Source organism: Marinobacter changyiensis (assembly GCF_009193265.1).
GTDB classification, from domain to species: Bacteria; Pseudomonadota; Gammaproteobacteria; order Pseudomonadales; family Oleiphilaceae; genus Marinobacter; species Marinobacter changyiensis.
Genome location: NZ_VZZZ01000001.1, coordinates 702,629 through 726,804 on the forward strand (window position 1 = coordinate 702,629; position 24,176 = coordinate 726,804).

Genomic DNA, 24,176 nt, shown 5'->3' on the forward strand with positions numbered 1-24,176 from the left:
TATGCCGGTACAGCAATTAACAGAATTTCTCGATTCCGCAGGTACGGAGTACATGTGCCTTACCCACCCCCCTGCCTTTACAGCCCAGGAACTTGCCCGCCATGTCCAGATTGCCGGCGATCAGGTTATTAAAACCGTGATCCTCGAGCTCGATGGCAAAATGGCGATGCTGGTCATGCCCGCCACCTGGCGCATCCGCTGGGATCGATTGACCAAGGTACTCGAGACCGACTTCGTGCAACTGGCAGACGAGCAGGAATTCGAAGCCCGCTTCCCGGATTGCGAAGTAGGCGCCATGCCGCCCTTCGGGAACCTGTTCGATATGACGGTTTACTGCAGCGAGGCCTTGACCTCTCAGTCAGAACTGGCCTTCTCAGCGGGCACCCATACCGAATCCATTCACATGAAAACCGCAGATTTCTTGCGCCTGGTGCAGCCAACAGTGATCAATCAGGGCTTCATCAAGTCCGGCACCCCAAAACCTGCCTGGCTGGCCAAAGGTCGTTCGAGCCGAAAATCAACGCCGATGCATACGGATGCACCAACCCTGGAGCCAATCCACTACTGAGTACTGCGGTTGCTTGCCTGTCTGCCCTCTTCGCGTAAACTGGGATTCACAGACGAGGAACCGACATGAAAGAACAGGTTGATATTGTGGTGGTCGGCGCTGGCATGGTCGGTGCGGCCCTGGCAACCGGCCTCGGTCAGGCAGGGCTCTCCGTCGTATTGGTTGACCGCGACAGTGCTCCCCGATTTGATGCGCACCAGCAGCCCGACATCCGGGTGTCTGCACTGAGCGCCGGCAGTGAGCGCTACCTTTGCCAATTGGGCGCCTGGGATCAGATCAAACAGATGCGTGCCACACCCTACGCCCGCCTGTCAGTCTGGGACGCCAGCCCCTATCCATTTTCGGCTCTGGTGCCGGCAGGGCTCAACCGCACCACCTTTAACGCGGGCGATCTTGGCGTCAGCCATCTCGGGCACATCGTGGAGAACCGCATCACCCAGCAAGCGCTCTGGGACAGCGCCACGGCTCAGTCCACGGTCTCGGTGCTGGCGAATGACGGGGTCGTCAGCCTTGTTAACGGGGATCCCCTGGCGGAAGTGACCCTGGAGAGTGGCCGGTGCTTTGACTGCCAACTGGTGATCGGTGCCGACGGCGCACAATCCCGGATTCGTGAACTGGCCGGTATCGGCACCAGCCGGGACCAATATACCCAACAGGCCCTGGTCGCCTCGGTGACTTACCGGGGCCTGCCCGAAGATATTACCTGGCAGGCATTCTATCCCAGCGGCCCAAGGGCCTTCCTGCCCCTCCAGCAAGCTCATTCGGGGCCGGAAACCCCGGAATCTGAAACCTTGCAACCGGAAACCTGGGCATCCCTGGTATGGTACGACCGGCCAGCAGTTCTTGAGGAACTGAAAGCCATGCCCGAAGCAGAATTTATCGCCGCCGTGCAGAAAGCCTTTCCCGACGACCTGCCACCCCTTGTTTCCGTTGCGGCCAGAGCAAGCTTCCCTATTGCGCGCCAACATGCAAATCGCTATGTGCAGAACCGTGTGGTGCTGGCAGGTGATGCGGCCCACACCATAAACCCCCTTGCCGGGCAGGGAGTCAATCTTGGTTTTCAGGATGCCGAATGTCTGCAAGGGCTGCTCCGCGAAGCACGGCGGGCGGGTGACGATCTTGCACACCCGAATTGGCTGGCCCGGTACGAACAGAACAGGCGCCCCGCCAATGGCCGTATGATGCTGGCTATGGATGCGTTCTATTACCTGTTCAGCAATCGTATACCGCCGGTGCATTTATTGCGGAACCTCGGTCTGGGGCTGGCCCAAAGGCTACCTGGCGCCCGCAATCGGGTTGCGCGTTACGCCATGGGGCTCGAGGAACGCTCGCCCCCTGCCTTGCAGCGACTGCTTGGGGCGCTACCGAAGCCCGGCTTTCTGAACAAACGCTGACTTAAACAAGACCCAGAGAGGAATCCGTATATGTCAGGAACACTGTTTACCAAGATCATCAACCGGGAAATTCCCGCCGACATCGTCTATGAAGACGACCTCAGTCTGGCTTTCAAAGACATCAATCCCCAGGCGCCGATACATCTGCTGATCATTCCGAAAAAGCCCATTGCGACGACCAATGACATGGAAGAAGGCGATCGGGAATTGATCGGGCACCTGTTTCTGGTGGCGTCCAGATTGGCCGCCGAGATGGGGTTTGCAGAGCAGGGCTACCGGGCGGTGATGAACTGCAACGAGCATGGCGGCCAGACCGTCTACCACATCCACTTGCACCTGCTGGCAGGCAAAGCGATGGGCTGGCCGCCTTACACGGACAAACTCAAGCAGGCGTGAATGATCAGGCCTGGGGTCCAAACAGACGCATCAGGCCATTGCCGATGCTTTCCACCGGCCTGATGATAGCTTGCTGGACCGAGTTGGTGACCACTTCGTTGTAACGGTCGCCTTCCTGGCTCTGCATGAAGGCAACATAGTTTTCGAGCTGAGCGTCCGACAACGATTCATAGGTATGAAGATAAGCGGCATACACCTGCTGCTCAACCAACCCTGTCAGCATGGGTCTCTGAGCTTCCACCTGAGCCCGGATGCTGTCGAAATCAGCGGTCTGGCCGTTAAACGCCGCCATGGCGGTACCAAAGGCGGTCTGGACGGCAATCGCTGTGTCTACCGCACTTTCTGTGGCCCGGGAGGCGCGGTCAAACCGGGTGAACAATTGCTCCCGCTCGGTACCCTGAAACTTTTTGATCAGCTCCGGACCACGACGTTCGATTGCCTTCCAGGCCGCTGGTTTCGCCGCTGAGGCTTCCAGCGAGCTTACCTGTTCGCCTAACGGCGACTGGTACCAGTCGAGCACGGTTTGCAGGGTTGTCTCGGATAACCCGTCGTCCAGATCAGCCACCACCTGGCCGCGGATTTTGGTGCTGCTGAACGCCTGCCCCACCATGCCGGTAATGGCGCCTTTCAACATCGGGTCAAGATTACCGGTCTGGCTCAGCCCCTGGGAAATACCCTCGGTCAGCATAGCCGGGTATTGCTCGATGACTTCGCCCAGGGCCGAGCTACGAATCACCGATTCCGCCAGTTCAGACGCCACCACTCGATGGCTGGATAGCATGAATAGCGCAGGCAACAGCAGGCTGGCAATAACGCGGGTAGGAACAGTGGCAAACATGATGGCTCTCTTTGCGTAAAAGGTTAAACAGCCCTACTTATGACACGCGACCGGAACCAGAACAAGGCTCAAACCTTTACAAAAAAGACAGCTTGGCAACCCGCAGGTGATGAAGCGTCAAACCTGCAGGTTCCCACAGCTATTAACGACCAACAACTTTCTCTGCTGTCTCAACCGACGAATGACGAACGTCCTCCCCCTCGACCATGAAAATAACATGTTCAGCCACATTGCAGGCATGATCGCCCACCCGTTCAAGGGCTCTCAGCACCCACATCACCGACATACAACGTGAAATGTTGCGGGCATCTTCCATCATGAACGTCAGCAGGGTCCGGGTGGCGGCTTTGTACTCTTCATCCACCATTTTATCTTCCTTCATGACCCGCAGCGCCTGCTCGGAATCCAGCCGGGCGAAGGCATCCAGCGCATCGTGAAGCATCGCTGATACGTGGCTGGATATATGGCGCACTTCAATATAGCCACGAGGTGCCTGGCCTTCTTCTGCCAGGACCATGGCAAACTTGGCAATTTTCTTGGCTTCGTCCCCCACCCGCTCCAGGTCTGCCACCATTTTGATCACGGCGATGACCAGGCGAAGATCCTTGGCAGCAGGCTGACGACGGGCAATTATTCGGGTAGCTTCTTCGTCGAGTTCCAACTCCAGTTTGTCGACGATTTTATCCTTCGCCCGCACCTCATCAGCCAGATTACCGTCGCCATCTATCAGCGCAATCACCGCGTTATTGAGCTGCTCTTCAACCATGCCGCCCATTTTCAGGAAATCGGCTTTCAGGGCCGCCAGGTCATTGTTGAAATCATGGGAGATATGGTCGCCGTAGGCATTTTCCTTATCTTTCTTCATTTTAGTCATCTCCTGATGCTCTTCAGCGCGCGGCCTAGCCAAAACGGCCAGTAATGTAGGATTCGGTAAGCTCGTGTTGCGGTGAAGTGAATATCTTGTTGGTTTCGTTCACTTCCACCAGGTGCCCCAGATGGAAATACGCGGTGCGATCGGACACCCTCGCTGCCTGTTGCATGGAGTGGGTCACAATGACAATCGTATAACTCTTGGACATATCGGCGATCAGTTCCTCAATCCTTGCGGTTGCAATCGGGTCCAGTGCTGAACAGGGCTCGTCCATCAGAATCACTTCCGGGCTCACCGCGATGGCCCTCGCGATGCACAGACGCTGCTGCTGGCCGCCGGACATGCCCGTTGCGATGGCGTCGAGACGGTCCTTCGCCTCTTCCCACAATCCGGCTTTGCGCAGGCTATTCTCGACAATTTCGTCGAGATCGGACTTGCGATTCGCCAGGCCGTGAATTCGGGGGCCATAGGCGACATTATCGTAGATGGATTTGGGAAACGGGTTCGGCTTCTGGAACACCATGCCCACCCGAGCGCGGAGCTCAACGACATCTCTCTTCGAATGGTAAATATCCTCGTCGTCCAGCATGAGCTGACCTTCAACCCGACAGATCTGGATACTGTCGTTCATGCGATTGAGACAACGCAGGAACGTCGATTTACCGCAGCCGGACGGGCCAATAAAGGAGATAACCTCGTGTTTACCAATATCAATGCTGATGTTTTTGATGGCGCGATCACTGCCATAGGAAACGTTCACGTTACGCAATTTGAACTTGGGGTCGTTGACAAACGGCTTTCCAACCGTCTTGCCTTCTTCGATTACCGTGTCCTCTGGCTTGTCTTGCGGCACCGGAATCTCTGCTCCTTGGTCTCGCCTGTCGGCTTTCGCGGAAATACTCGGATTCATCGTGTTCATATCGTTCTCCTTACCAGCGACGCTCAAGCCGCTTGCGCAGCCAGATCGCCAGTGCGTTCATACTGATCATGAAGGTGAGCAGCACCATGATGGCGGCCGATGCCAGCTCGACAAACCCCTGTTCGGAGCTGCTGGCCCAAAGGTAAATCTGTACCGGCAGTACAGTGGCTGAGTCGAAAAAGCCGCCCGGTACGTCCACGATAAAGGCCACCATGCCAATCAATAGCAACGGGGCCGTCTCCCCCAGGGCCTGGGCCATACCGATGATGGAACCGGTCAGCATACCGGGCATCGCCAGAGGTATCACGTGATGGAGCACCACCTGCATCTTGGAAGCTCCGACACCCTCGGCCGCCTCACGTATAGAGGGCGGCACGCTCTTGATAGCGGCGCGGCTGGAAATGATGATCGTCGGCAGCGTCATCAGCGCCAACACCAGACCGCCCACCACGGGCACCGAACGCGGCATGCCAAAGAGACCAATGAAGACCGCAAGGCCCAGCAGACCGAAGATGATCGACGGCACCGCGGCCAGGTTGTTGATGTTGACCTCGATGAAATCGGTAAGCTTGTTCTCGGGCGCGAATTCTTCCAGGTAAACTGCCGCCGCAATACCCACGGGAAACGAAATGGCCAGAGTCACCAGCATGGTCAGCAGAGAGCCGACAATCGCGCCAAGAACACCCGCATTGGCAGGCTCCCTGGAGTCACCACGGCTGAACAGCACGTCGTTGAAGCTGGTATCGATAACCCCTTTCTCCAACAGCTCATCCACCCAGCGTTGTTGCTGCTCGGAGAGTTTAATGCTGTACCGGGGATTGCCCGCGTGCTTGACGTATACCGATACCCGGTCATGGGCGAGGAACTCAATAGTCTGAGTAGTATCCAGAAGTTCCGGATTATTTATCAGTACATCGCTAATTTCGCTAGCGGCATAGGTTCCCAGCAAACGACCCAACTCACGCTTCTCACCTGCGCCGTCCACTTCCGGAAGCTGCTCCTGCAATGCGGCGACAATCGGTGCGACAAAATCCGCCATGGACCGTTGATCCGCATCGGTCGGATCCTCCAGATACATCAATTCGGAATCGAGATTCACATCCAGGGTGATGGTGGTCTTTACGAACCCTGTGTGCCCTTTGCTGATAATGTCGGCGAAAAGGGTGACCAGGGACGCAAGCGCGATGAAAATCGCCAGCATACCGTACAGACGGAACCTGCGTTCCTTACGGTACCGGCGCTTCAGGGACTTGCGGACTATCTCCGCCTGAGAACGTTGATCAGTCATACTGTTCCCTATATTTGCGTACAATCTTCAGTGCGACCACGTTGAGCAGCAGCGTCACGATGAACAACAGCATGCCCAATGCAAAGGCAGACAGGGTCTTGGCGCTGTCAAACTCCTGGTCACCCACCAGCAATGTTGCAATCTGAACGGTCACTGTCGTTACCGATTCCAGCGGATTGGCTGTCAGGTTGGCTGCCAGCCCTGCTGCCATCACCACAATCATGGTTTCGCCAATGGCACGGGATGCCGCCAGCAGGATACCGCCGATAATGCCCGGCAGCGCCGCCGGAAAAATGACCTTCTTCATGGTTTCCGACTGAGTCGCACCGAGCGCCAGGGAGCCATCTCGCATGGTCTGAGGTACTGCATTGATCACGTCGTCCGACAGCGATGACACAAACGGCACTATCATGATGCCCATTACCAGGCCTGCGGCCAGTGCGCTCTGGGAAGAAGCTTCCATACCCACCAGTCCTGCGAGATCTCGAATAAAAGGGGCAACGGTTAGCGCAGCAAAAAAGCCGTAAACGACGGTGGGAATGCCCGCCAGCATCTCCAGCACGGGCTTTATGGTCGATCGCATTCGTTTACTGGCATACTCTGAAAGGTAAATGGCAGACAGTAAGCCAATCGGCACCGCAACTAACAGAGCAATGGCAGAAATCAAAAGGGTGCCCGTGAACAGAGGGATGACGCCAAAAGCGCCGTCGGAACCAACCTGATCAGCCCGCAAAGCGGTCTGCGGGCTCCAGCTGGTCCCGAACAAGAACTCTGTAATCGGCACTCGGTTGAAGAAGCGTACCGTTTCAAAAAACACCGAAAATACGATGCCCGCTGTGGTCAAAACTGCCAGCGCGGCGCATACAAAGAAAATTCTGCGCAGGGTTGTTTCTACGTTTTTTCGGGCGTTGATATGGGGCGCGACTCGGGTCCACGCAAACGTGCCCCCCAATACTGCGATCAATAAAACAAGGGTGGCCTTGAAGTTTTCGCTCCGGCTTTCCATCGCTTCAAGTACCGACGCTGCCCCGGCAATATGCTCCGGCACAAATTCAGGATTAAGCTTGCCGGCTGCGACGTTGCTGATCTGGGAGAGAATCAGGCTGGCCTGCCCGGGAGATTCGGGCCAGGTATCCGGAGGCAAAGTGGCAATCACGATGCCCTGTATAATCTTGCCTTCGAAACCGGCCCAGGTCGCCAGCACAATCAGTGCTGGAATGGCGCACCAAAGTGCGGCACGCGCCGCATAGTAAAAAGGAAGAGCCTTGAGGTTCCGGATGCCGCCGAGGGGCGCTGCCACAGCGCGGGATCGCATGTACGCGAGGCCATAGGCAACCACGGCAAGAACCAGAACCAGTGGCAGAAGATTGGCCGTCTGCATATCAGTCTCCGTATTGGTGGCTTTGAGTTAGCTGGGCGCCTATTTTGCCAGTTTGCCGCACAAAAATATTCATCCAGCTGTAACAAAGGAGCGCGGACCCGATGGCCCGCGCTCCTTTACCGTCATCCCTGACGCGACCTAACCAGATCCTACAGTTCGTTACCGGTCATCGGCTTCAGTTCTTTCACAGCTTTGGCAATCTCCATGCGCTCGTTACGAGGGTTTGGGATCAGGCCTACATCTACCAGGTAACCGTTATCACCCCAGGTGCTTTCGCTGGTGAACTCGGCTACGTATTCCGGAATACCCGGAACAACACCTACGTGTGCCTTCTTGACGTAGAACCACAGTGAACGGGCAACCGGATAGTCTTCGCTGGAAATGGCTTCAGGCGTCGGCTCAACGCCGTTTACGCTCGCTGCCTGGATCTGGCCACTGTTTTCCATCAGGAAGCTGTAACCGAAGATACCCAGAGTTTCCGGATCCTGCGCCAGGCGCTGTACGATCAGGTTGTCGTTTTCGCCGGCTTCAATGAACGGGCCGTCTTCGCGCATGCTGTGACACACGCTCTTGAACTTGTCCTCGTTCTCATCTTCCATCTGGGCGATCATATCGAACTGTTTGCAACCGCTCTCCATAGCGAGTTCAACGAATGCGTCGCGGGTACCTGAAGTGGGAGGCGGACCCATTACGCTGATTTCAAAGTCTGGCAGGCTGGAGTCTATGTCGCTCCATTTCATGTAAGGATTGGCGATCAGCTCGTCACCACCGTCCGGGTTTGGTACGTCCTTGGCCAGGGCCAGGAACACCTGCTCCAGGGTCAGGTCAAGCTTTTCCGCATCTTTGGAGTTAGCGATAACGATACCGTCAGCACCGATACGTACTTCGATGATTTCCTTGACGCCGTTGGCCTGGCAGTTCTCGAACTCGCTAGTCTTCATACGACGGGAAGCGTTGGTAATATCCGGGTGCTGGGTACCCACACCTTCACAGAACAGCTTCAGGCCGCCACCGGAACCGGTAGATTCAAGCTTCGGAGTCGGAAAGTCGGTGTTACGGCCAAAACGCTCGGCCACCACGGTAGCGAACGGGTAAACAGTGGAAGAGCCGACGATGTTGATGGTATCGCGGGCCATGGCCGGTGCAGAAATAGCGGCAATGCTGCCTGCAAGGGTCAGAGATGTGAGGGCTGTTTTCAGTTTGATCACGTTGGTTCTCCGTCATTCGCGTTAGCTGTATCAGCTATTTATCAGTGCTGAAAGTCGAGAAACCTCAGTCTTGGCTGAGCCTGTTCTGTTTCTGTCCTTCAGGCAAACCGGCGCGGGTGAGCCGATGGATGAAGAATAAAGGCACAGTATGACAACTTTGTGACATCCACTGAAATATATCCATGGGAATGATTATTTCTTGCAGCCGGCGCCCGGAGCTTTACCATGAGAGCCCATCCGATCACGGCAACCGTTCAAAAAGAAAAAAGGTAGCTCTCATGACAGCGCTTGATGACGATAAACCCACGCCCCGCGGGGAACTGACCATTCAGGTAATTCCATTACCGTCGGACACCAACGCCAATGGCGACGTCTATGCTGGCTGGGTGGTCAAACAAATGGACATTGCGGCTGCATCCAGGGCCGGGCGGATATCCCGGGGCCGCAACGCCACCGTCGCCATCGACCGCATGGAGTTCCTGTCGCCGTTACGGGTCGGCTCCCAGGTGAGCTGTTATTGCGAGCTGGTGGATATTGGCCGCAGTTCCATGAAAATCAGGGTCGAAGTCTGGACTCTGGACCGCAGCGCCAGCACACCACGCAAGGTCACCGAGGCCCTGTTTGTCTTTGTTGCGATAGACGAGCACGGTCGGATTCGGGAAGTTCCGGAGCAGTAGTACTGCCCCCCCGATCCCGTTTCTAACAGGCTTCCAGCGGCGCATACGCCAGTACCAGCCATTTCGCGCCCTCGTCAAAGTTGACCTGTACGCGGGTGTGATGGCCGGTGCCTTCGCAGTTCATCACCACGCCTTCACCGAATTTCGGATGCCGCACACACTGGCCGAGACTGAAACCGGACTGTTGAGCAGAGTCCTGGCTGAACATGCTCTGGTTCGGCCGTTGCATACTGACCGGTCGGGTCACCGTGTTACGCAAACGCACTTCCTGCAGACAGTCACTGGGGATTTCCCGCACAAATCGTGACAGCGCGTTGAATTTTTCCTGGCCATAGAGGCGGCGGGATTCGGCGTAGGTCAGCACCAGCTTTTTCATCGCCCGGGTAATACCGACGTACGCCAGGCGGCGTTCCTCTTCCATCCGCCCGGGCTCTTCCAGAGACATGCTGTGAGGGAACAACCCCTCCTCCACGCCTGCCAGAAATACCAGGGGAAATTCCAGGCCCTTGGCCGAATGCAGGGTCATCAACTGGACGCTGTCTTCATGGGCTTCGGCCTGGGATTCTCCGGCGTCCAGGGCGGCCTGAGCAATAAATTCAGACAACGCGTCCATTTCACCGTCCACCTCGAAATCCGCCATGGCGTTGATCAGCTCATCGAGGTTCTCGACCCGGGCCTGACCTTTCTCGCCTTTTTCATTGCGGTGATAGTCGCGCAGGCCACTGTCGGCGATGGTCTGTTTCATCAGCCCCTGTAGCGTGGCATTGGGGGCAAGGACCGAGAGTTCCTCTATGATATCGATAAATCGCTGCAGTCCCGTTTTGGCACGGCCTTTCAGTTGACCTGCTGCCAGCAACCGGTGGGACGCCTCCCACAAAGACAGACTCTCTTCGCGGGCCAGTTCGCGGACATCCGCCAGACTCTTGGCGCCTATGCCCCGGGGCGGGATGTTCACCACCCGCTCAAAGGCCGAGTCATCATTGCGGTAATGCGCCAGCCGCAAGTATCCCAGGGCGTTGCGGATTTCCTGACGATCATAGAATCGCAGGCCACCATAAACCCGGTAGGGCATGCCCTGGCGCATCAGGGACGCTTCCAGCACCCGGGACTGGGCATTTGAGCGGTAAAGAATGGCGCATTCACTGCGCAGGTTGCCCTCGGACACCCAGCTGGCAATGGTATCGGCAATGTAGTTGGCTTCGTCCTGTTCATTGAAGGCCGCGTACAGGCTGATCGGCTCGCCCTCGTCGCCCTCGGTCCAGAGCTCTTTGCCTAACCGGCCCTGATTGTTGGCAATCACCGAGTTGGCAGCCTTCAGAATAAGCTGGGTAGAGCGGTAATTCTGCTCCAGCCGCACCAGACGGGCGTTGGGGAAATCGCGCTGGTATTGCTGGATGTTCTCGATCTTGGCGCCGCGCCAGCCGTAGATGGACTGGTCGTCGTCCCCCACGACAGTCAGGGGCACACGGTTACCCGCCAGCACTTGCAAGAAAGCGTACTGAATAGTGTTGGTGTCCTGGAACTCGTCTACCAGAATGTGCCGGAAACGGCTCTGGTAGTGGGCCAGCAACTGGGGACGATAGAGCCAGAGTTCATGGGCCCGTAGCAATAACTCGCCAAAATCCACCAGACCCGCCTGTTGGCAAAGCTTCTCGTACTGGCGGTAGATCTTCAGCATGGTGGAGGTGAAGTGATCGTCCGGGTTGTCCTGGCTATGATCCGCCCGCAGCCCTTCGTCCTTCTGGCTGTTGATAAACCACTGGGCCTGCTTGGGTGGCCACCGGCTCTCGTCAATCTGGAACTCCCGCATCACCCGCTTGACCATGCGAATCTGGTCGTCGCTGTCCAGCACCTGGAAATTCTCCGGCAGACCGGCATCTTGCCAGTGGGTACGCAGTAGCCGGTGGGCAATACCGTGAAAGGTGCCAAACCACATTCCCCGGGTAGGCAGGTTCATCATCTGCTCAATCCGGTAGCGCATTTCCCGCGCCGCTTTATTGGTAAAGGTCACCGCCAGCAGGCTGGTGGGTGGCAACTGATCCACCTGCATCAACCACGCCATCCGATGCACCAGCACCCGGGTCTTGCCACTACCGGCACCGGCCAGCACCAGCAAATGGTCATTCTGGGCAGTAACCGCCTCCCTCTGGGCGTCGTTGAGGGGGTCAATGATCGGGGAAACATCCATGGGCAGACATCGCTGTGTGCAGGTGAATTGGTGGCCGGATTATAACAGGCCGGGCCGGTCACGTGGGCAATACACTGCGGGAGGAGTTCAACGAACTTGCTGGCGAGCGCACGGACCCACGACTCGGGGTCGGTCATAGCGGTATTGTTACCCTGTTTCCGGTCTTGACGCTGGCCCTGGCCAGCAACAGGAATCGAAAACAGGGCTTTATTTATGGCAGGATCAGATCAGAACGCCCGAGGTACCGTCTGCGCTTCGACAAATTCGAACAAGCCTTCAAGCCCGCCTTCACGGCCAATACCTGAGGCCTTCATGCCGCCAAACGGTGCCTCCGGCGTCGGGCCGGTACCGGTATTCCAGCCGACATGGCCGAATCGCAGTTCCGCCGTGACGCGCTGGGCACGCTCCGCATTGGCCGTAAAGACATAAGCGGCCAGCCCGAACTCGGTATCGTTACCCGCCTTGATGACCTCCTCTTCGGTGCGGAACGAGGCCATCGGCACCAATGGACCAAAGGTTTCCTCTCGCGAACAGGCCATCTCCCGGGTAACACCGGAGAGCACCGTCGGCGGATAAAACAGGTCTTTACCGCTGAGTTCTGAAGGATTGCGGCCGGCTACCAGGCCGGCGCCTTTTTCCAGCGCGTCTTCGACATGCCGGCGTACTTTATCGAAACCAGCCTTGTTGATCAGCGGGCCAAGGTCCACATCCCCCTTGATGCCATCACCGATGGTCATGCGATTGACGCGTTCTGCCAGTTTTTCTCCGAACGCATTTATGACGTTTTCATGGACAAATATGCGGTTGGCACACACACAGGTCTGACCGCCACCCCGAAACTTGTTGGCCATCAGGTTATCGGCGGCTGCGTCCAGGTCGGCGTCTTCGAATACGATGAAGGGTGCGTTGCCACCCAGCTCGAGGGCCAGCTTTTTCACCTGATCGGCAGTGTCTACCAGCAGTTTCCGACCCACCTCGGTGGAGCCGGTAAAGCTCAGCATCGGTACATCCGGATGCTCACAGAGCACCTTGCCGATCACGCTGGCTTTGCCCATGACCAGGTTGACCATACCCGTGGGCAGGTCGACCTTTTCGTGCATGAGAGAGAACAGTGCAATCATGGTCAGGGGTGTTTCACTGGCGGGCTTGATGACCGACGGACAACCGGCAGCCAGGGCCGCAGAAAGCTTCTTGGCTATCATGCCGACCGGGAAGTTCCAGGGTGTGATCAGCCCTGTGACGCCGATGGGGCGATAGTGAACCGTCCAGGTGCAGTCCTTCGGCTTTTCAGTCAGGGTATGGGCATCCAGCGCCTGAATGTGCTTGGCGCAATAATCGAAGAAGCCGGCGGCGTATACCGCTTCACCCTGTGCTTCCTGAAGCGGCTTGCCATGCTCCATGCACAGAATACGGCCAACTTCTTCCTTGTTGTCAATCAGTGCATCCCGGATGCCTTCGAGCCAGCCACGACGGGTCTCGAGAGAATAGGGCGAGCCCAGCCTCAGGGCTTGCTTACCGGCCTCGACTGCGGCGTTGACGTCGTCCGCCGTCATCGAAGCCACCTGCGCGATCCGGTCGCCGGTTGCCGGGTTATACACGTCAAACCGGTTACCATCGGATGCATCCGACCAGCGCCCGCCGATGTAGCCTGTAAGATTTTTCAATAAGGGTGACTCAATCATATCGGCTCCTTAGTGTGCATTAGTGTGCATTATTGTGGATTGGTGTCGTGAGCTTTCTGTGGTGCTTTCAACAACAGGGTTTGCACACGGCCCAGGGTTAGTTGGTTTATAGTGGCTGCAGATTTCAGCTCTGTAAAGCAACAGGGCTTTTGACCCGCCCCCCGGTATGCCTATACTCGGTGGATAAACTCAGAGGAGGCCGGACAATGAAAGCATTTTTCCACCCTGCACAAGATCAGCACATCCCGAAAACCTACTTTACCCGGGGCCAGATGCGCCAGCCCCAGGAAGTGCCGGACCGCACGGGACAAATGCTGGAGGGCCTGAAAGCGTTGGGCGTGCCGGTGCTGCAACCGGCAGACCAGGGCGCCGGTGCAATCTCAAAGGTTCATGACCTTGGCTATCTGAGATTCCTTGAGTCCGCCCATCGGCGCTGGAAGGAGATCCCTGAAGACTGGGGCGATGAGGTGATGTCCAATATTTTTGTCCGCTCCCCCAATGCCATGAAGGGCATTCTTGCGGAAGCGGCCTGTTACCTTGCCGATGGCAGTTGCCCGATTGGAGAAAATACCTGGCATGCTGCGTACTGGTCGGCCCAGACAGCCCTGGGCGCCGCCGACGCATTGTTGGCAGGCGAGCGCACCGCTTACGCCGTCTGCCGCCCCCCCGGACATCACGCCCGCCGCGCAGCGGCAGGTGGGTTTTGCTACCTCAACAACGCGGCCATCGCCGCCGAAAAGCTGACCCGCAAATTCCCTCGGGTGGTGATTCTTGATACCGACATGCATCACGGCCAGGGCATTCAGGAAATTTTTTACCAGCGCAGCGACGTGCTCTACGTTTCCATCCACGGTGACCCAACCAATTTTTACCCGGTAGTCGCTGGCTTCGAAGACGAACGGGGCGAAGGTGAGGGCTACGGCTACAACATCAATTTGCCGATGCCCCACGGCTCGTCCGAGCAGGATTTCTTCAACCGTCTGGAAGAAGCCATGGCCGCCATCAAACTGTTCCAGCCTGACGCCATGGTGCTCACCCTGGGGTTCGATATTTACAAGGATGACCCTCAGGCCAAGGTATCCGTGAGCTCCGAGGGCTTCAGCCATCTCGGCAAGCGCATCGGTCGCGCCGGATTACCCACGCTGGTGGTTCAGGAAGGCGGCTATGATATCGAAACCCTGAGCGAAAACGTGCAGCAATTCTTTAATGGCTTGGGAATCTGATTCCGGAGCAGGACTGCTCAGTCATTACCTAAAGGGCTTCCAGTTCGATGGAAGCCCCCCATTTTCAGGAGCTTTCTGTTACATGAGTCAGGCCAAAATGAATGCGTTGGTGTCCCCCGAGGGCAGTCTTGAAATTCTGTCCAACCACGAGGTAAACCGGCTCAAAGACCGCAGTGAAGGGGGTTTGTACCAATTGTTCCGGCAATGTGCCCTGGCGGTACTCAATACCGGAGTGGAAACCGACGACTGCAAGAGACTCATGGAGGCCCATGCCGATTTCGATGTGCGGCTGGTGCCGCAGCCAAGAGGCCTGAAGCTGGAGTTGATCAATGCGCCCGCAAGCGCCTTTGTGGATGGCGAAATGTTACGGGCGATTCGCGAGCACCTGTTTTCGGTGCTCAGGGATATCGTCTATTCAAACTCGATACCTACCACTGCCGCCGGCTTCAATCGCCAGGAACCGGCAGATATCACGAACCTGATTTTCCACATCCTGCGTAATGCACGAGTGCTTCAATCCGGGCGACAGCCGGACATGGTGGTATGCTGGGGCGGCCATTCCATCAGCCGGGAAGAGTACGTTTACAGCAAGGATGTCGGGCACGAACTCGGCCTGCGCGGCCTGAGCATCTGCACCGGCTGCGGACCGGGTGCCATGAAAGGACCGATGAAGGGCGCCACCATAGGCCACGCCAAACAGCGAGTGAAAAACGGCCGCTACATCGGCTTGACCGAACCCGGCATTATCGGCGCCGAAGCACCCAACCCGATCGTCAATGAACTGGTGATCATGCCGGACATCGAAAAGCGCCTGGAGGCATTCGTACGGGCGGGTCACGGCATTATCGTCTTCCCCGGCGGCGTCGGCACGGCGGAAGAAATACTCTATCTGCTGGGCATACTGCTACATCCGGACAATATTGATCTGCCGTTTCCGGTTGTTTTCACTGGTCTGCCGGAAAATGCCGAGTATTTTCACATGATCGACGAATTCATTCGCAACGCCCTGGGCGAAAAAGCGGCTGAAAAGTACGAGATCATCATCAACGATCCGGCCCGGGTGGCCCAGACCATGAAAAAAGGCATTGCGGATGTGGAGACCTTCCGGCGGGCCATGCAGGATGCCTACTACTTCAACTGGATGCTTAAGATTGACCCGGTCTTCCAACTGCCGTTTGAACCTGACCACGCCAGTATGCTGGCGCTGGAACTGCATAAAGACCAGCCGGTCCATATGATTGCCGCCAACCTGCGTAAAGCCTTCAGCGGTATTGTCGCGGGCAATGTCAAAGCACAGGGTATCCGACAGGTTCAGGAGAAAGGACCGTTCGAAATCTCCGGCGATCCGGCTCTGCTAAAACCGCTGGAAGCCATGCTGGAAGCGTTTGTGAAACAGAACCGTATGAAGCTGCCCGGAACCTCGGCCTACAAGCCCAGCTACCGGATCGTCACAGCAGAAAAAGTTTAACAACACATCCGGGCCATCCGGGTCGCTGCCAACGAGCGCCCGGGGGGATGCCAACGCAGCAGTCGAACCCGATTACTTGCCGCCAGCAGGCAAACTTGCGTAATAGGCGGCAAGATTGGCGATATCGTCATCGCTCAAGCCACTTGCCTGAGCCTGCATAATGGCCGCCTGGCCACCGTTACGCTGCTTGCTTTTGTAGGCTTTCAGTGAGGACACCAGATAGGCCTCATTCTGGCCGGCCAGGTTCGGATACCCGGGAATCTGTGCAATGCCGTCAGCGCCGTGGCATGCCGCGCATACTGCGGCCTTTGCCTTACCGGCGGCCGCATCGGCAGCCAGAGATATGCCCGGGCTGGCCATCAACAAGGTCGCAAAACACAGAGCAACTTGGTTCTTCAGTTTCATGGATTCTACCCTCTCATCTCTCTTAATATGCATCAGCTCAGGCTGACATTTTTGGTCGCTTGATTTATAGCACAGACGACAGCAGACACAAACAACCCAGGTCACTATGGGGGGTTCTACGAGGGTTTGCGACGTTTGTCCTGTTCTTTCGGCGGGCAATTCAATCGAAAGTGTCGCCCTGTGCGAGACTGGTTCCAATTCTTGAGGAGGCCACACCTGACATGCCGATACACAGTGAAGAGCGTCAATGCCTGGAAGGAATGCTTGGTGTGGTAACCCTGGACGCCCCGGAGACCATGAATGCGTTGTCCGAGCAGATGATCGACACCATGCAGGCGCAGCTGGACCAATGGGAAAACGACGACCGCATTTGCCTGGTGATGATCCAGGGCGCGGGTGAAAAAGCATTTTGCGCAGGCGGTGATATCCGGCAGTTATATCCGGCCCTCAATGGCCCGGAGGCAGAACGCACCGCTGCCCGGGTTTTCAGCAAGGAGTATCACCTCGATTACACCCTTCATCGGTATCCCAAACCGGTAATCGGCTGGGCCCGGCGGGTAGTGATGGGGGGTGGCCTGGGCATTCTGGCCGCCTGCCGCTACCGGCTGGTCACACCGGATCTGATCATGGCAATGCCGGAAGTGGGCATTGGTTTGTTTCCCGACGTCGGCGCCAGCTGGTTTCTGAACCGGCTACCTGAGGGCCTGGGGCTTTTCCTGGGCCTGACCGGTGCGTGCCTTAATGCCACCGATGCCCTGAGGATTGGCCTGGCAGACATCGCCGTATACGCCGACCAGCGCGATAGCTTGCTGGACGCCTTGCAGTCCCAACGCTGGAGCGGCGAGGTCGCTACCGACGACAGCCGGTTGTACCGTCTACTCAACCGGATCAGCACGCCACCCTATGAAACCTTGCCACCAAGCCAGCTGATGCAGCATGAACAGACTATCGGCCGGATATGTGGTGAAGGTGATCTGGCCGACATTGTTGATCGATTGCAGGCTGAGCCGGTGAACTCGGAGTGGTGGCACAGGTGTATGCAGTCTCTTGTCGGCGGTAATCCGGTGTCAGCCTGGTTATTGCACGAGCAGCTGAAGCGAGGGCGACAGATGTCGCTGAAGGACATCTTCCGGATGGAGCTTGTGATGGCCACCCGGTGTGCCGGTCAGCCGGATCTTGCCGAAGGGATCCGCGCCCGGCTGATTGACCGGGACCAGGCACCCAGATGGTCCTGCCACCAGATCCGGGAGGTATCTCACGAACACGTGGAACTCTACTTTGTGCCACCCTGGAGTGACCGGGACGATCCCCTGGCCAATCTCTGAGTTCTCTCCAGCTTTTCCAGCTTCTCCGGGTCTTCCAGATCGCGATTATTGTAAGTACGGAGTAGCTCAGCGGCGCGCTTTCTCAGGCGGTTCTCCGCTTCGCGACGGCCGGTGCTATAACCTGCCGTCTGTAGCTCCGCCCAGTGCCAGGTTTGCAGCACCATCCGGCACCAGAGATCTGCATCCTCAGCACTCTGGAGCTTGTCAACTACCCCGACCTGCCGGGTCAGCCGCTGCAGCGGTAAGAGCGTGATCTCGAAACCCCGGGCGCCTTCGCTGAACCCCGCCAGCTCGCGCAGGTCATCCGTCGTCAGTGCCGGACCCGCTGGCAACCGGGCCGTCAACGCTATCAACAAATCCGGTGCCAGCGCGCGCCATACCCGAGGCACCAGCGTTTGCCAGTGTTCACTCAGACGCACCTGCATTCGTCCGGCCAGGTCGACCCCTGCGTCGCTGAGACCGCGGAGCATCTGCACCGCAAACTCGCCGCTGCTGGCTTCCCGCTGCAAGCCCAGACGCATGACCGACAGCCCGCATTTATGCCAGAACGCCAGCAAATCGAGGCTGGCGCCAAAGCTGGTGCCAAGGGCATCCAGCCCCACGCTTTTCCCATGGCGGCGGGCGGCGGCAACCAATTGCTGCCCCAGGCCGCGGCGGCGCTCACGGTCGTTGACAGCAATACGCACAATACGCCCCATCGACAAGGTTGCCGCCTCGGCAAAACCGCTGTGGTTCGCCAAAGATTGCGGCAGCAGGTGCCCCCGCATGCGGCGCCTGCCCTGCATCACCTGCTCAGCAAGCGGTTTGGGGAAATTGCCTTCCCGGGTCATCCACAGCACACCGACAACCTGGTTGCCACGGCGCGCCAGCCAGGTTGTGGCCTCGGGGTCATCCAGCCATTGCCGCAAATCCCCCGGGGTGGTGCGGTAATGAGCATCCACCAGCAGCCCGAACGCGGCATCCAGATCCGCCTCGGAGCCCTCAGCAGGGCGCCATTGTTCGATATGGCAATCACCAGCCTCCGCATCGGCCTCGGACTGCCCGGCCCGCAGCAGATACAAGCGGTCGACCAGTCGTTCCAGCGGATCGTCGGCGGCCCAGCGAATGGGCTGATCGAGCCGCAGGGCGTGCCAGTTCGGCGTATGTTCGTCCAGCACCTGCCGGAAACGGATGGTGAAGCCCCGTCCCGAGCCCTCGTAGCCATGAACGGTTGAGGCAAACACCACCCGTGGCCAGCCCAACAGCACGCGTTTCAATAACGGGGCCGGAATCGCCGCAGCCTCGTCCACCAGCACCAGTTCGGCCGGGGGCTGCAACCGCAAAAGTTCATCAATGGCGTAAAACTTCAGGCTGCCGCCATTAAGAAGGCGAATTTCATGATCGGAATCAGCAGCGACCTGATCTACCCCCGCGGCCTGACGGGCATGCAGGAACAGCGTATGGACTGCGTCCGGTGAAGGCGCCGTCACGGCAAGATGTTGACGACCGGCGTTCAATAAGCCAACCGCGGCGATGCCCAATGCCGCGGATTTACCCCGGCCCCGGTCGGCGGTTATGACCAGTGGCCGACGGCGTCGGCCCAGCCCGCAGCGTACAACCTGCTCGACAGCCCGGTTCTGGTCCGATGTTGCAGCTATCTCAAAGGCTCGCGGAACAGAGGTCTCCGGTTTCAGCCCAAGGCATTGACCGGTAACGGTATTGATCCGGATTACATCGGAGTCTGCCAGTATCAGCCCGGCCATTCGCTGTGCAAAAGCGTGAGCCTTCGCCCCGGTCAGCGCGGTCCGGGCGTAATCCGGATCGTCAAACTGTTGCCATTCCGGCAGCGGCGGCATCAGCCAGAACCACAGTCCGCCCGCCATCAAGGTGCCGGTCAACGCCGCCAGACTGTCCGGCGGGTTGCCCTGCCAGCCGTCCCATACCAGCAGGTCGGTCTCCCGGCCCAACCATTGACGGCCGTTTTGTGGCTTGATGATGGCCAGGCCTGGCTGCGGGCAATCCTCAGCCGGCCCGCTCCAGACACCCCTGGCGCGGGACAACGCTGGCAGGTGTTGCACCAGCCAGGCCAGGGAGGCCGCCCGGTCGCCCTCCAGTAACACCAATTGGCGATGGCCGGCCTGTTGCAAAGAGCTCTGCAACCGCGCCCACTCCACCGGCTGTATGGACTCTGGCACGGTTATCAGCTCAAATCGATTGCATGGCGTTTGAGATCATCCAGCGCACAGTGCTTGAGGGCTTTGAGATGGGTCGACCGAAGTTTCACCTTGGGCGCGCTGTCTGCCTCATTGGCTTCCTGCCAGCGGGCGGCGCACAGGCACCAGGAGTCGCCCTCTTTCAGGCCGGGAAAACCAAACTCCGGGCGCGGTGTACTCAGGTCGTTACCCTGGGCACTGGAAAAGGCGAGAAAACGATCAGTGACCACAACACAGACCACATGCAGACCCAGATCGTCCGGGCCGGTGTTGCAGCAGCCGTCCCGGTAAAATCCGGTTTTGGGGTCCGAGCCGCAGGACTCCAGTATCTCGCCCAATACATTAACGGCTTCGGCTTTTGAGCTAACCATGGTTTTTCTCCTGTTGGGGGAAGAGTTCGAGGAATCGAGGCATTGAATTCCGGCCCATTATGGTTGACGGGTTACGGAGACGCCAATTGCCCATTACAATAACGCCATGCCCACAGACCTGCCCGATTTTCTCACCGACGAACAGCGTGCCATCATCACCGCCGGCTACGAGCACGCTGTCATTACGGCGGTTGCGGGCAGTGGCAAAACCTCCACCCTGGCCTGGCGCATCCGGTATCTGCTGGAGCAGGGCCACGACCCGGCCCGCATGCTGGTGCTGATGTTCAACCGCAGTGCACGCAAGGATTTCGAATTCAAACTGCGGGCAATCAGCCGGGATTCCGGCCTCGCGTTGCCGGAAGTCCGCACCTATCACGCCATGGGTTTACGGCTGTATCGGCGTTTTATCAAAGAGGGTTACTTACCGGCTTTTTCAGAGTCGATCCTGACCGAGCAGGAGATCAACTTCCAGGTCTGGATGCTGACCCGGCGGCTGGCGCCGGAAGATCTGCAGGATGAGATCAAACGCAGCAAGAAAGACTTTGTGGAAACAGCAGCAAACTTTATCGACCGGGTAAAAACCTCCCTGGCACCGGCCGAAATCGTGTTTGAGCAGGAAGGCTTTAACGAGCGTCACCGATACCTGGTCGACCTGTTCCACAGCTTTGAGCAATGGCGTAAATCCGAAAGCCGTATCAGTTTTTCCGACATGCTCTATGAGCCTGTGATGGCGATACATCAGAACCCGCCACTGCAGCGTCTGGTGGGCAATAAAATGGACCTCATTCTGGTTGACGAGTATCAGGACACCAACGAAATACAACATCTGCTACTGCGTTATGCGGCCGGTGACCGTGCCCGGGTAACGGTGGTCGGTGATCCGGACCAGACCATTTACGAGTTCCGGGGCGCCAAACCGGAATTCATCCTCAGCCGCTTCAGCGACGAGTTCGACAGTCCCCTTGAGCAGACCCTGAGCTTCACCTTCCGCTACGGTCATCGGGTCGCCCTGTTGGCCAATCACCTGATCAGTCACAACACTGGCCGCAAGGATGTGCTTTGTCATTCCCACCCGAGCACACCCGCGACCGAGGTCCAGCTCCACGAATGTGCCAGCGATAGCGACACGGTCGTCAGCCTGCTGGAGCAATCGGCACCGGAGGCACTGGCGGATACCGCCATTCTGTTCCGGGTCTGGAGCCAGAGTGTTCCTATCGAGCTTCGCCTGCTTGCCCGGCAGATTCCCTATCGCATTGATGCGGGTAAAGGCGCCCTGTTCAGTCGCGAAGTGGATGCCATTACCAGTCTGTTAACGGTGGTGACGGGCGCGATCGGCCAGACACCGGAAGCCGATCGACAGAACACTGCCCGCCAGTTACTGCGGTTTCCCCACGTCGGCCTGAAGGAGCCGGAACTGAACCACCTGGCTCAGTTCCTGTCCGGTTTTGGTGACGGCTGGGGTGAGCGCCTGCTGGCAATGGATTACGGTGCCCTGTCACCGATGGCGGGACGCAAGCTGAGGAAACTGGGCGAAGCATTGGTCGCGCTGAACCACTTCCCGGGCAGAGTCTCCGAACTGATCCGTCAGTATGCGGATAAAACCGAACTGTTCGACGGTATCCGCAGTCTGGCACTAACCCATGAAACTGCAGATGAGCGCATCGATACCATCACCGGATTTCAACATTATCTGGACAGTCTCGACGTCGGCGCCGAGGAAGCCCTGACTCACCTGCGCACGCTGAAAGACCAGGCCCGGAATAGTCGGGACGAAGGCGTTTTACTGTCCACCATTCACCGCACCAAAGGCTTGGAGTGGCAGGTAGTCATTCTGCCGGGGCTGCAGGAGAAGTACCTGCCCTACAGCCCGAGACAGGCAGACGATCACCGGGCCTTTATCGAAAGCGAACGCCGGCTGCTATACGTCGCCATGACCCGTACCCGGAACCAGTTGCACTTACTCACCCGCCCGGGAGGTTCCCGTCCCGCCGTGGATGCCGACCAGGCGCCGAGTCGATTTATCGGCGAACTCTGTATTCCTCTGTCCGAGACCCTTGGCCGCTATTGTGATGAACGCAGCAAGAATAATGGCGACGAACAACAGGATCCACAGCAGGAATTGTCTCTGGCTTGCCCGCTCTCGCCGGTCAGCATCCGCTATGCCGCCCGCGAGGGAATTCAGCTGCAATCGGAACACGTCGGTGGGGCAGCCCCGAATAATGCGCCGCTCTGGGCCCAGTCCCGGCTAAGCCATCCCATTTTTGGCAATGGCTCTGTCATTGGCGAAGACGAAAGCGCCTTCGAGGTCAGATTTGACTCCGGCCGGACTCTGAATTTCAGCAAGAAAAGCGCCCATCTCTACTTTAGCCCTGCGGAATAATCGCTTACCGACATGAAATCTTGGTAAGTATCGCCCCGAACACCTCTGAAACCCTGTACGGTCCGCATCCGTTGGCTTAGATTCATCGTAGGTGGTGAAGCTTCCAAGCGAAAAGTTTCAATGAAATCATAATGACTGCTAATAACGACGAACGAACCGGAGGTTCTGCATGAAAATCATGCTTCCATTAGCCGTAGCCACATTAGGCGCTGCGATCGCACTTCCCACCCTGGCCCAGGAAAGCGTTGACCAGAAAGTTTATCTCAGTCCTTTCGCGGGCTACCAGCTGTTCGATGACAAGCGGGACCTCAGCGAGACCGGCACTTTCGGGTTCGGCCTGGAGTATCGCTTCCAGCCCAACTGGGCCGCCGAAGTGGTGTATTCCAGGGCCGATGCTGACCGCAAGCACAATGCCGGTTCCAGTGACTTTGAAGAACTCCGTCTGGACGGCCTGTACTACATTGGCAACTTCAATGAAGCGTGGAACCCATACCTGGCAGCCGGTGCCGGACATGCGGATTTCGGCGGCTCCATTCCCGACCCGCAGACTGCCGGCACGGATCATGACGAAACCCGCGTCAACGTAGGCGGCGGCGTGCGATACAACGTCAGCGACTCGATCTCCCTGCGCGCGGACATCCGGGAATTCCACGGCATCGATGAAAGCACGTTCGATACCGTAGCCTCCCTGGGCATCAGCGTCGGCTTTGGTCGCTCTACGACTCCGCCCGCGCCGGAAGACAGTGACAATGACGGTGTGCCCGATACCCGTGATCAGTGCCCTGGCACCGCAGCTGGCGTTTCAGTTGACGCCAATGGCTGTGAACGGGATGGCGATGACGACGGCGTCGTCGACAGTCGCGACCAGTGCCCGAACACCCCCATGGGCGCTGAGGTAAACAGCCGCGGCTGTGAGCTCGATAGTGACAACGACGGTATAGTGAACAGCAAAGACCGCTGTCCCAACACCAGCGCCGGTGCAACGGTGGATGAAGCAGGCTGCGAGGGTATCGAAGAGACCATCGAAACCATCGAGCTTTCGGTCAAGTTTCCGACCGAAAGTGCAGTGATCGGCAATACCTATGACGACGAAATCCGTCGGGTCGCTGACTTCATGAACGAGTATCCGGAAACCTCTGTCGAGATTGCCGGTCACAGTGACAGCTTGGGTGAAGCAGGCTATAACCAGCAGCTTTCCCAACAACGCGCCCAAGCAGTAGCAGATCGCCTGATTGATGCTCTTGGCATCGACAGCGACCGTGTCCGCGCCGTCGGCTATGGTGAAGCAGAACCTATGGCCAGCAACGAAACGGCTGCGGGTCGTGCCCAGAACCGCCGGGTTGAGGCTCGTATTCAGGTTCGCCGCTGATCCTGAGTGTAAGGTGATACAGAAGGCGCCTTC

General features: G+C 57.9%; 20 protein-coding genes. 9 read left to right on the forward strand and 11 right to left on the reverse strand.

The features are described from left to right. Nucleotide 1: 1 nt before the first annotated feature. From F6Y09_RS03425 to F6Y09_RS03435, 3 genes are all read left to right on the forward strand, one after another. The gene (locus F6Y09_RS03425; protein WP_152205496.1) at nt 2-568 is read left to right on the forward strand and encodes an aminoacyl-tRNA deacylase; all 567 of its coding nucleotides are present in this window, start codon (nt 2-4) and stop codon (nt 566-568) included. A 65-nt stretch (nt 569-633) separates the two neighbouring features. Continuing rightward, nucleotides 634-1,962, forward strand: coding sequence for an FAD-dependent monooxygenase (locus tag F6Y09_RS03430; RefSeq protein WP_152205497.1), 1,329 nt, complete (start codon nt 634-636; stop codon nt 1,960-1,962). 30 nt (nt 1,963-1,992) lie between these two features. Next, entirely contained in the window at nt 1,993-2,358 is a 366-nt protein-coding gene (locus F6Y09_RS03435; protein WP_152205498.1) for a histidine triad nucleotide-binding protein, read from the forward strand. A 4-nt stretch (nt 2,359-2,362) separates the two neighbouring features. Here F6Y09_RS03435 and F6Y09_RS03440 read toward each other — a convergent pair whose 3' ends face one another. From F6Y09_RS03440 to F6Y09_RS03465, 6 genes are all read right to left on the reverse strand, one after another. Next, complete coding sequence (locus tag F6Y09_RS03440; protein ID WP_152205499.1) at nt 2,363-3,196, reverse strand: DUF2059 domain-containing protein; 834 nt, start codon at nt 3,194-3,196, stop codon at nt 2,363-2,365. A gap of 142 nt (nt 3,197-3,338) precedes the next feature. Next, the gene (gene phoU / locus F6Y09_RS03445) at nt 3,339-4,061 is read right to left on the reverse strand and encodes a phosphate signaling complex protein PhoU (RefSeq protein WP_152205500.1); all 723 of its coding nucleotides are present in this window, start codon (nt 4,059-4,061) and stop codon (nt 3,339-3,341) included. Between the two features lie 34 nt (nt 4,062-4,095). Continuing rightward, nucleotides 4,096-4,986, reverse strand: coding sequence for a phosphate ABC transporter ATP-binding protein PstB (pstB, locus tag F6Y09_RS03450; protein ID WP_152205501.1), 891 nt, complete (start codon nt 4,984-4,986; stop codon nt 4,096-4,098). A 10-nt stretch (nt 4,987-4,996) separates the two neighbouring features. After that, entirely contained in the window at nt 4,997-6,274 is a 1,278-nt protein-coding gene (pstA, locus tag F6Y09_RS03455) for a phosphate ABC transporter permease PstA (protein WP_152205502.1), read from the reverse strand. After that, entirely contained in the window at nt 6,267-7,655 is a 1,389-nt protein-coding gene (gene pstC, locus F6Y09_RS03460; protein WP_152205503.1) for a phosphate ABC transporter permease subunit PstC, read from the reverse strand. The genes pstA and pstC overlap by 8 nt, the downstream gene beginning before the upstream one ends. Nucleotides 7,656-7,804: 149 nt before the next feature. Next, entirely contained in the window at nt 7,805-8,863 is a 1,059-nt protein-coding gene (locus F6Y09_RS03465; protein WP_152205504.1) for a substrate-binding domain-containing protein, read from the reverse strand. A 278-nt stretch (nt 8,864-9,141) separates the two neighbouring features. Between F6Y09_RS03465 and F6Y09_RS03470 the strand changes: the two genes are divergently transcribed. Next, nucleotides 9,142-9,540, forward strand: coding sequence for an acyl-CoA thioesterase (locus F6Y09_RS03470; RefSeq protein ID WP_152205505.1), 399 nt, complete (start codon nt 9,142-9,144; stop codon nt 9,538-9,540). A 22-nt stretch (nt 9,541-9,562) separates the two neighbouring features. On the opposite strand, the gene uvrD is transcribed toward F6Y09_RS03470, so the two are convergent. Beyond that, the gene (gene uvrD, locus F6Y09_RS03475; protein WP_152205506.1) at nt 9,563-11,728 is read right to left on the reverse strand and encodes a DNA helicase II; all 2,166 of its coding nucleotides are present in this window, start codon (nt 11,726-11,728) and stop codon (nt 9,563-9,565) included. 227 nt (nt 11,729-11,955) lie between these two features. Further along, the gene (locus F6Y09_RS03480; protein WP_152205507.1) at nt 11,956-13,410 is read right to left on the reverse strand and encodes an NAD-dependent succinate-semialdehyde dehydrogenase; all 1,455 of its coding nucleotides are present in this window, start codon (nt 13,408-13,410) and stop codon (nt 11,956-11,958) included. Between the two features lie 206 nt (nt 13,411-13,616). Here F6Y09_RS03480 and F6Y09_RS03485 point away from each other — a divergent pair, with 206 nt between their 5' ends. Both F6Y09_RS03485 and ppnN read left to right on the forward strand, forming a co-directional pair. Continuing rightward, nucleotides 13,617-14,633 carry a histone deacetylase family protein gene (locus F6Y09_RS03485; protein ID WP_152205508.1) on the forward strand — a complete coding sequence of 339 codons (1,017 nt, stop codon included), beginning with the start codon at nt 13,617-13,619 and terminating at the stop codon, nt 14,631-14,633. A gap of 82 nt (nt 14,634-14,715) precedes the next feature. Continuing rightward, nucleotides 14,716-16,101 (forward strand): nucleotide 5'-monophosphate nucleosidase PpnN, encoded by a 1,386-nt coding sequence (gene ppnN, locus F6Y09_RS03490; protein WP_152205509.1) that lies wholly within the window; start codon nt 14,716-14,718, stop codon nt 16,099-16,101. Nucleotides 16,102-16,173: 72 nt separating this feature from the next. Here ppnN and F6Y09_RS03495 read toward each other — a convergent pair whose 3' ends face one another. Continuing rightward, the gene (locus tag F6Y09_RS03495) at nt 16,174-16,461 is read right to left on the reverse strand and encodes a c-type cytochrome (RefSeq protein WP_152205973.1); all 288 of its coding nucleotides are present in this window, start codon (nt 16,459-16,461) and stop codon (nt 16,174-16,176) included. A gap of 266 nt (nt 16,462-16,727) precedes the next feature. On the opposite strand from F6Y09_RS03495, the gene F6Y09_RS03500 reads away from it, so the two are divergent. Further along, complete coding sequence (locus F6Y09_RS03500) at nt 16,728-17,831, forward strand: enoyl-CoA hydratase/isomerase family protein (protein WP_152205510.1); 1,104 nt, start codon at nt 16,728-16,730, stop codon at nt 17,829-17,831. Here the strand turns inward: F6Y09_RS03500 and F6Y09_RS03505 are convergent. Together F6Y09_RS03505 and F6Y09_RS03510 are read right to left on the reverse strand one after the other, a co-directional pair. After that, nucleotides 17,780-20,005, reverse strand: a complete 2,226-nt coding sequence (locus tag F6Y09_RS03505) for a tRNA(Met) cytidine acetyltransferase TmcA (protein ID WP_246180283.1) — start codon at nt 20,003-20,005, stop codon at nt 17,780-17,782. The two genes, F6Y09_RS03500 and F6Y09_RS03505, sit on opposite strands and share 52 nt — an antisense overlap. Before the next feature lie 5 nt (nt 20,006-20,010). Beyond that, nucleotides 20,011-20,394: a DUF2237 family protein gene (locus tag F6Y09_RS03510; protein ID WP_152205512.1), complete on the reverse strand. Its 384-nt coding sequence runs from the start codon at nt 20,392-20,394 to the stop codon at nt 20,011-20,013. 106 nt (nt 20,395-20,500) lie between these two features. Here F6Y09_RS03510 and F6Y09_RS03515 point away from each other — a divergent pair, with 106 nt between their 5' ends. Together F6Y09_RS03515 and F6Y09_RS03520 are read left to right on the forward strand one after the other, a co-directional pair. Then, nucleotides 20,501-22,774 (forward strand): ATP-dependent helicase, encoded by a 2,274-nt coding sequence (locus F6Y09_RS03515; RefSeq protein ID WP_152205513.1) that lies wholly within the window; start codon nt 20,501-20,503, stop codon nt 22,772-22,774. A 169-nt stretch (nt 22,775-22,943) separates the two neighbouring features. After that, nucleotides 22,944-24,143, forward strand: a complete 1,200-nt coding sequence (locus F6Y09_RS03520; RefSeq protein ID WP_152205514.1) for an OmpA family protein — start codon at nt 22,944-22,946, stop codon at nt 24,141-24,143. Nucleotides 24,144-24,176 lie beyond the last annotated feature (33 nt).

What these genes read in the sequence shown, in the direction of transcription:
- phoU (WP_152205500.1), bottom strand. Translation starts at nt 4,061, where the DNA reads ATGAAGAAAGATAAGGAAAATGCCTACGGCGACCATATCTCCCATGAT.
- F6Y09_RS03470 (WP_152205505.1), top strand. Translation starts at nt 9,142, where the DNA reads ATGACAGCGCTTGATGACGATAAACCCACGCCCCGCGGGGAACTGACC.
- F6Y09_RS03510 (WP_152205512.1), bottom strand. Translation starts at nt 20,394, where the DNA reads ATGGTTAGCTCAAAAGCCGAAGCCGTTAATGTATTGGGCGAGATACTG.
- F6Y09_RS03500 (WP_152205510.1), top strand. Translation starts at nt 16,728, where the DNA reads ATGCCGATACACAGTGAAGAGCGTCAATGCCTGGAAGGAATGCTTGGT.
- F6Y09_RS03495 (WP_152205973.1), bottom strand. Translation starts at nt 16,461, where the DNA reads ATGGCCAGCCCGGGCATATCTCTGGCTGCCGATGCGGCCGCCGGTAAG.
- uvrD (WP_152205506.1), bottom strand. Translation starts at nt 11,728, where the DNA reads ATGGATGTTTCCCCGATCATTGACCCCCTCAACGACGCCCAGAGGGAG.
- F6Y09_RS03430 (WP_152205497.1), top strand. Translation starts at nt 634, where the DNA reads ATGAAAGAACAGGTTGATATTGTGGTGGTCGGCGCTGGCATGGTCGGT.
- ppnN (WP_152205509.1), top strand. Translation starts at nt 14,716, where the DNA reads ATGAGTCAGGCCAAAATGAATGCGTTGGTGTCCCCCGAGGGCAGTCTT.
- F6Y09_RS03520 (WP_152205514.1), top strand. Translation starts at nt 22,944, where the DNA reads ATGAAAATCATGCTTCCATTAGCCGTAGCCACATTAGGCGCTGCGATC.
- F6Y09_RS03425 (WP_152205496.1), top strand. Translation starts at nt 2, where the DNA reads ATGCCGGTACAGCAATTAACAGAATTTCTCGATTCCGCAGGTACGGAG.
- pstC (WP_152205503.1), bottom strand. Translation starts at nt 7,655, where the DNA reads ATGCAGACGGCCAATCTTCTGCCACTGGTTCTGGTTCTTGCCGTGGTT.
- F6Y09_RS03515 (WP_152205513.1), top strand. Translation starts at nt 20,501, where the DNA reads ATGCCCACAGACCTGCCCGATTTTCTCACCGACGAACAGCGTGCCATC.
- pstB (WP_152205501.1), bottom strand. Translation starts at nt 4,986, where the DNA reads ATGAACACGATGAATCCGAGTATTTCCGCGAAAGCCGACAGGCGAGAC.
- F6Y09_RS03480 (WP_152205507.1), bottom strand. Translation starts at nt 13,410, where the DNA reads ATGATTGAGTCACCCTTATTGAAAAATCTTACAGGCTACATCGGCGGG.
- F6Y09_RS03435 (WP_152205498.1), top strand. Translation starts at nt 1,993, where the DNA reads ATGTCAGGAACACTGTTTACCAAGATCATCAACCGGGAAATTCCCGCC.
- pstA (WP_152205502.1), bottom strand. Translation starts at nt 6,274, where the DNA reads ATGACTGATCAACGTTCTCAGGCGGAGATAGTCCGCAAGTCCCTGAAG.
- F6Y09_RS03440 (WP_152205499.1), bottom strand. Translation starts at nt 3,196, where the DNA reads ATGTTTGCCACTGTTCCTACCCGCGTTATTGCCAGCCTGCTGTTGCCT.
- F6Y09_RS03485 (WP_152205508.1), top strand. Translation starts at nt 13,617, where the DNA reads ATGAAAGCATTTTTCCACCCTGCACAAGATCAGCACATCCCGAAAACC.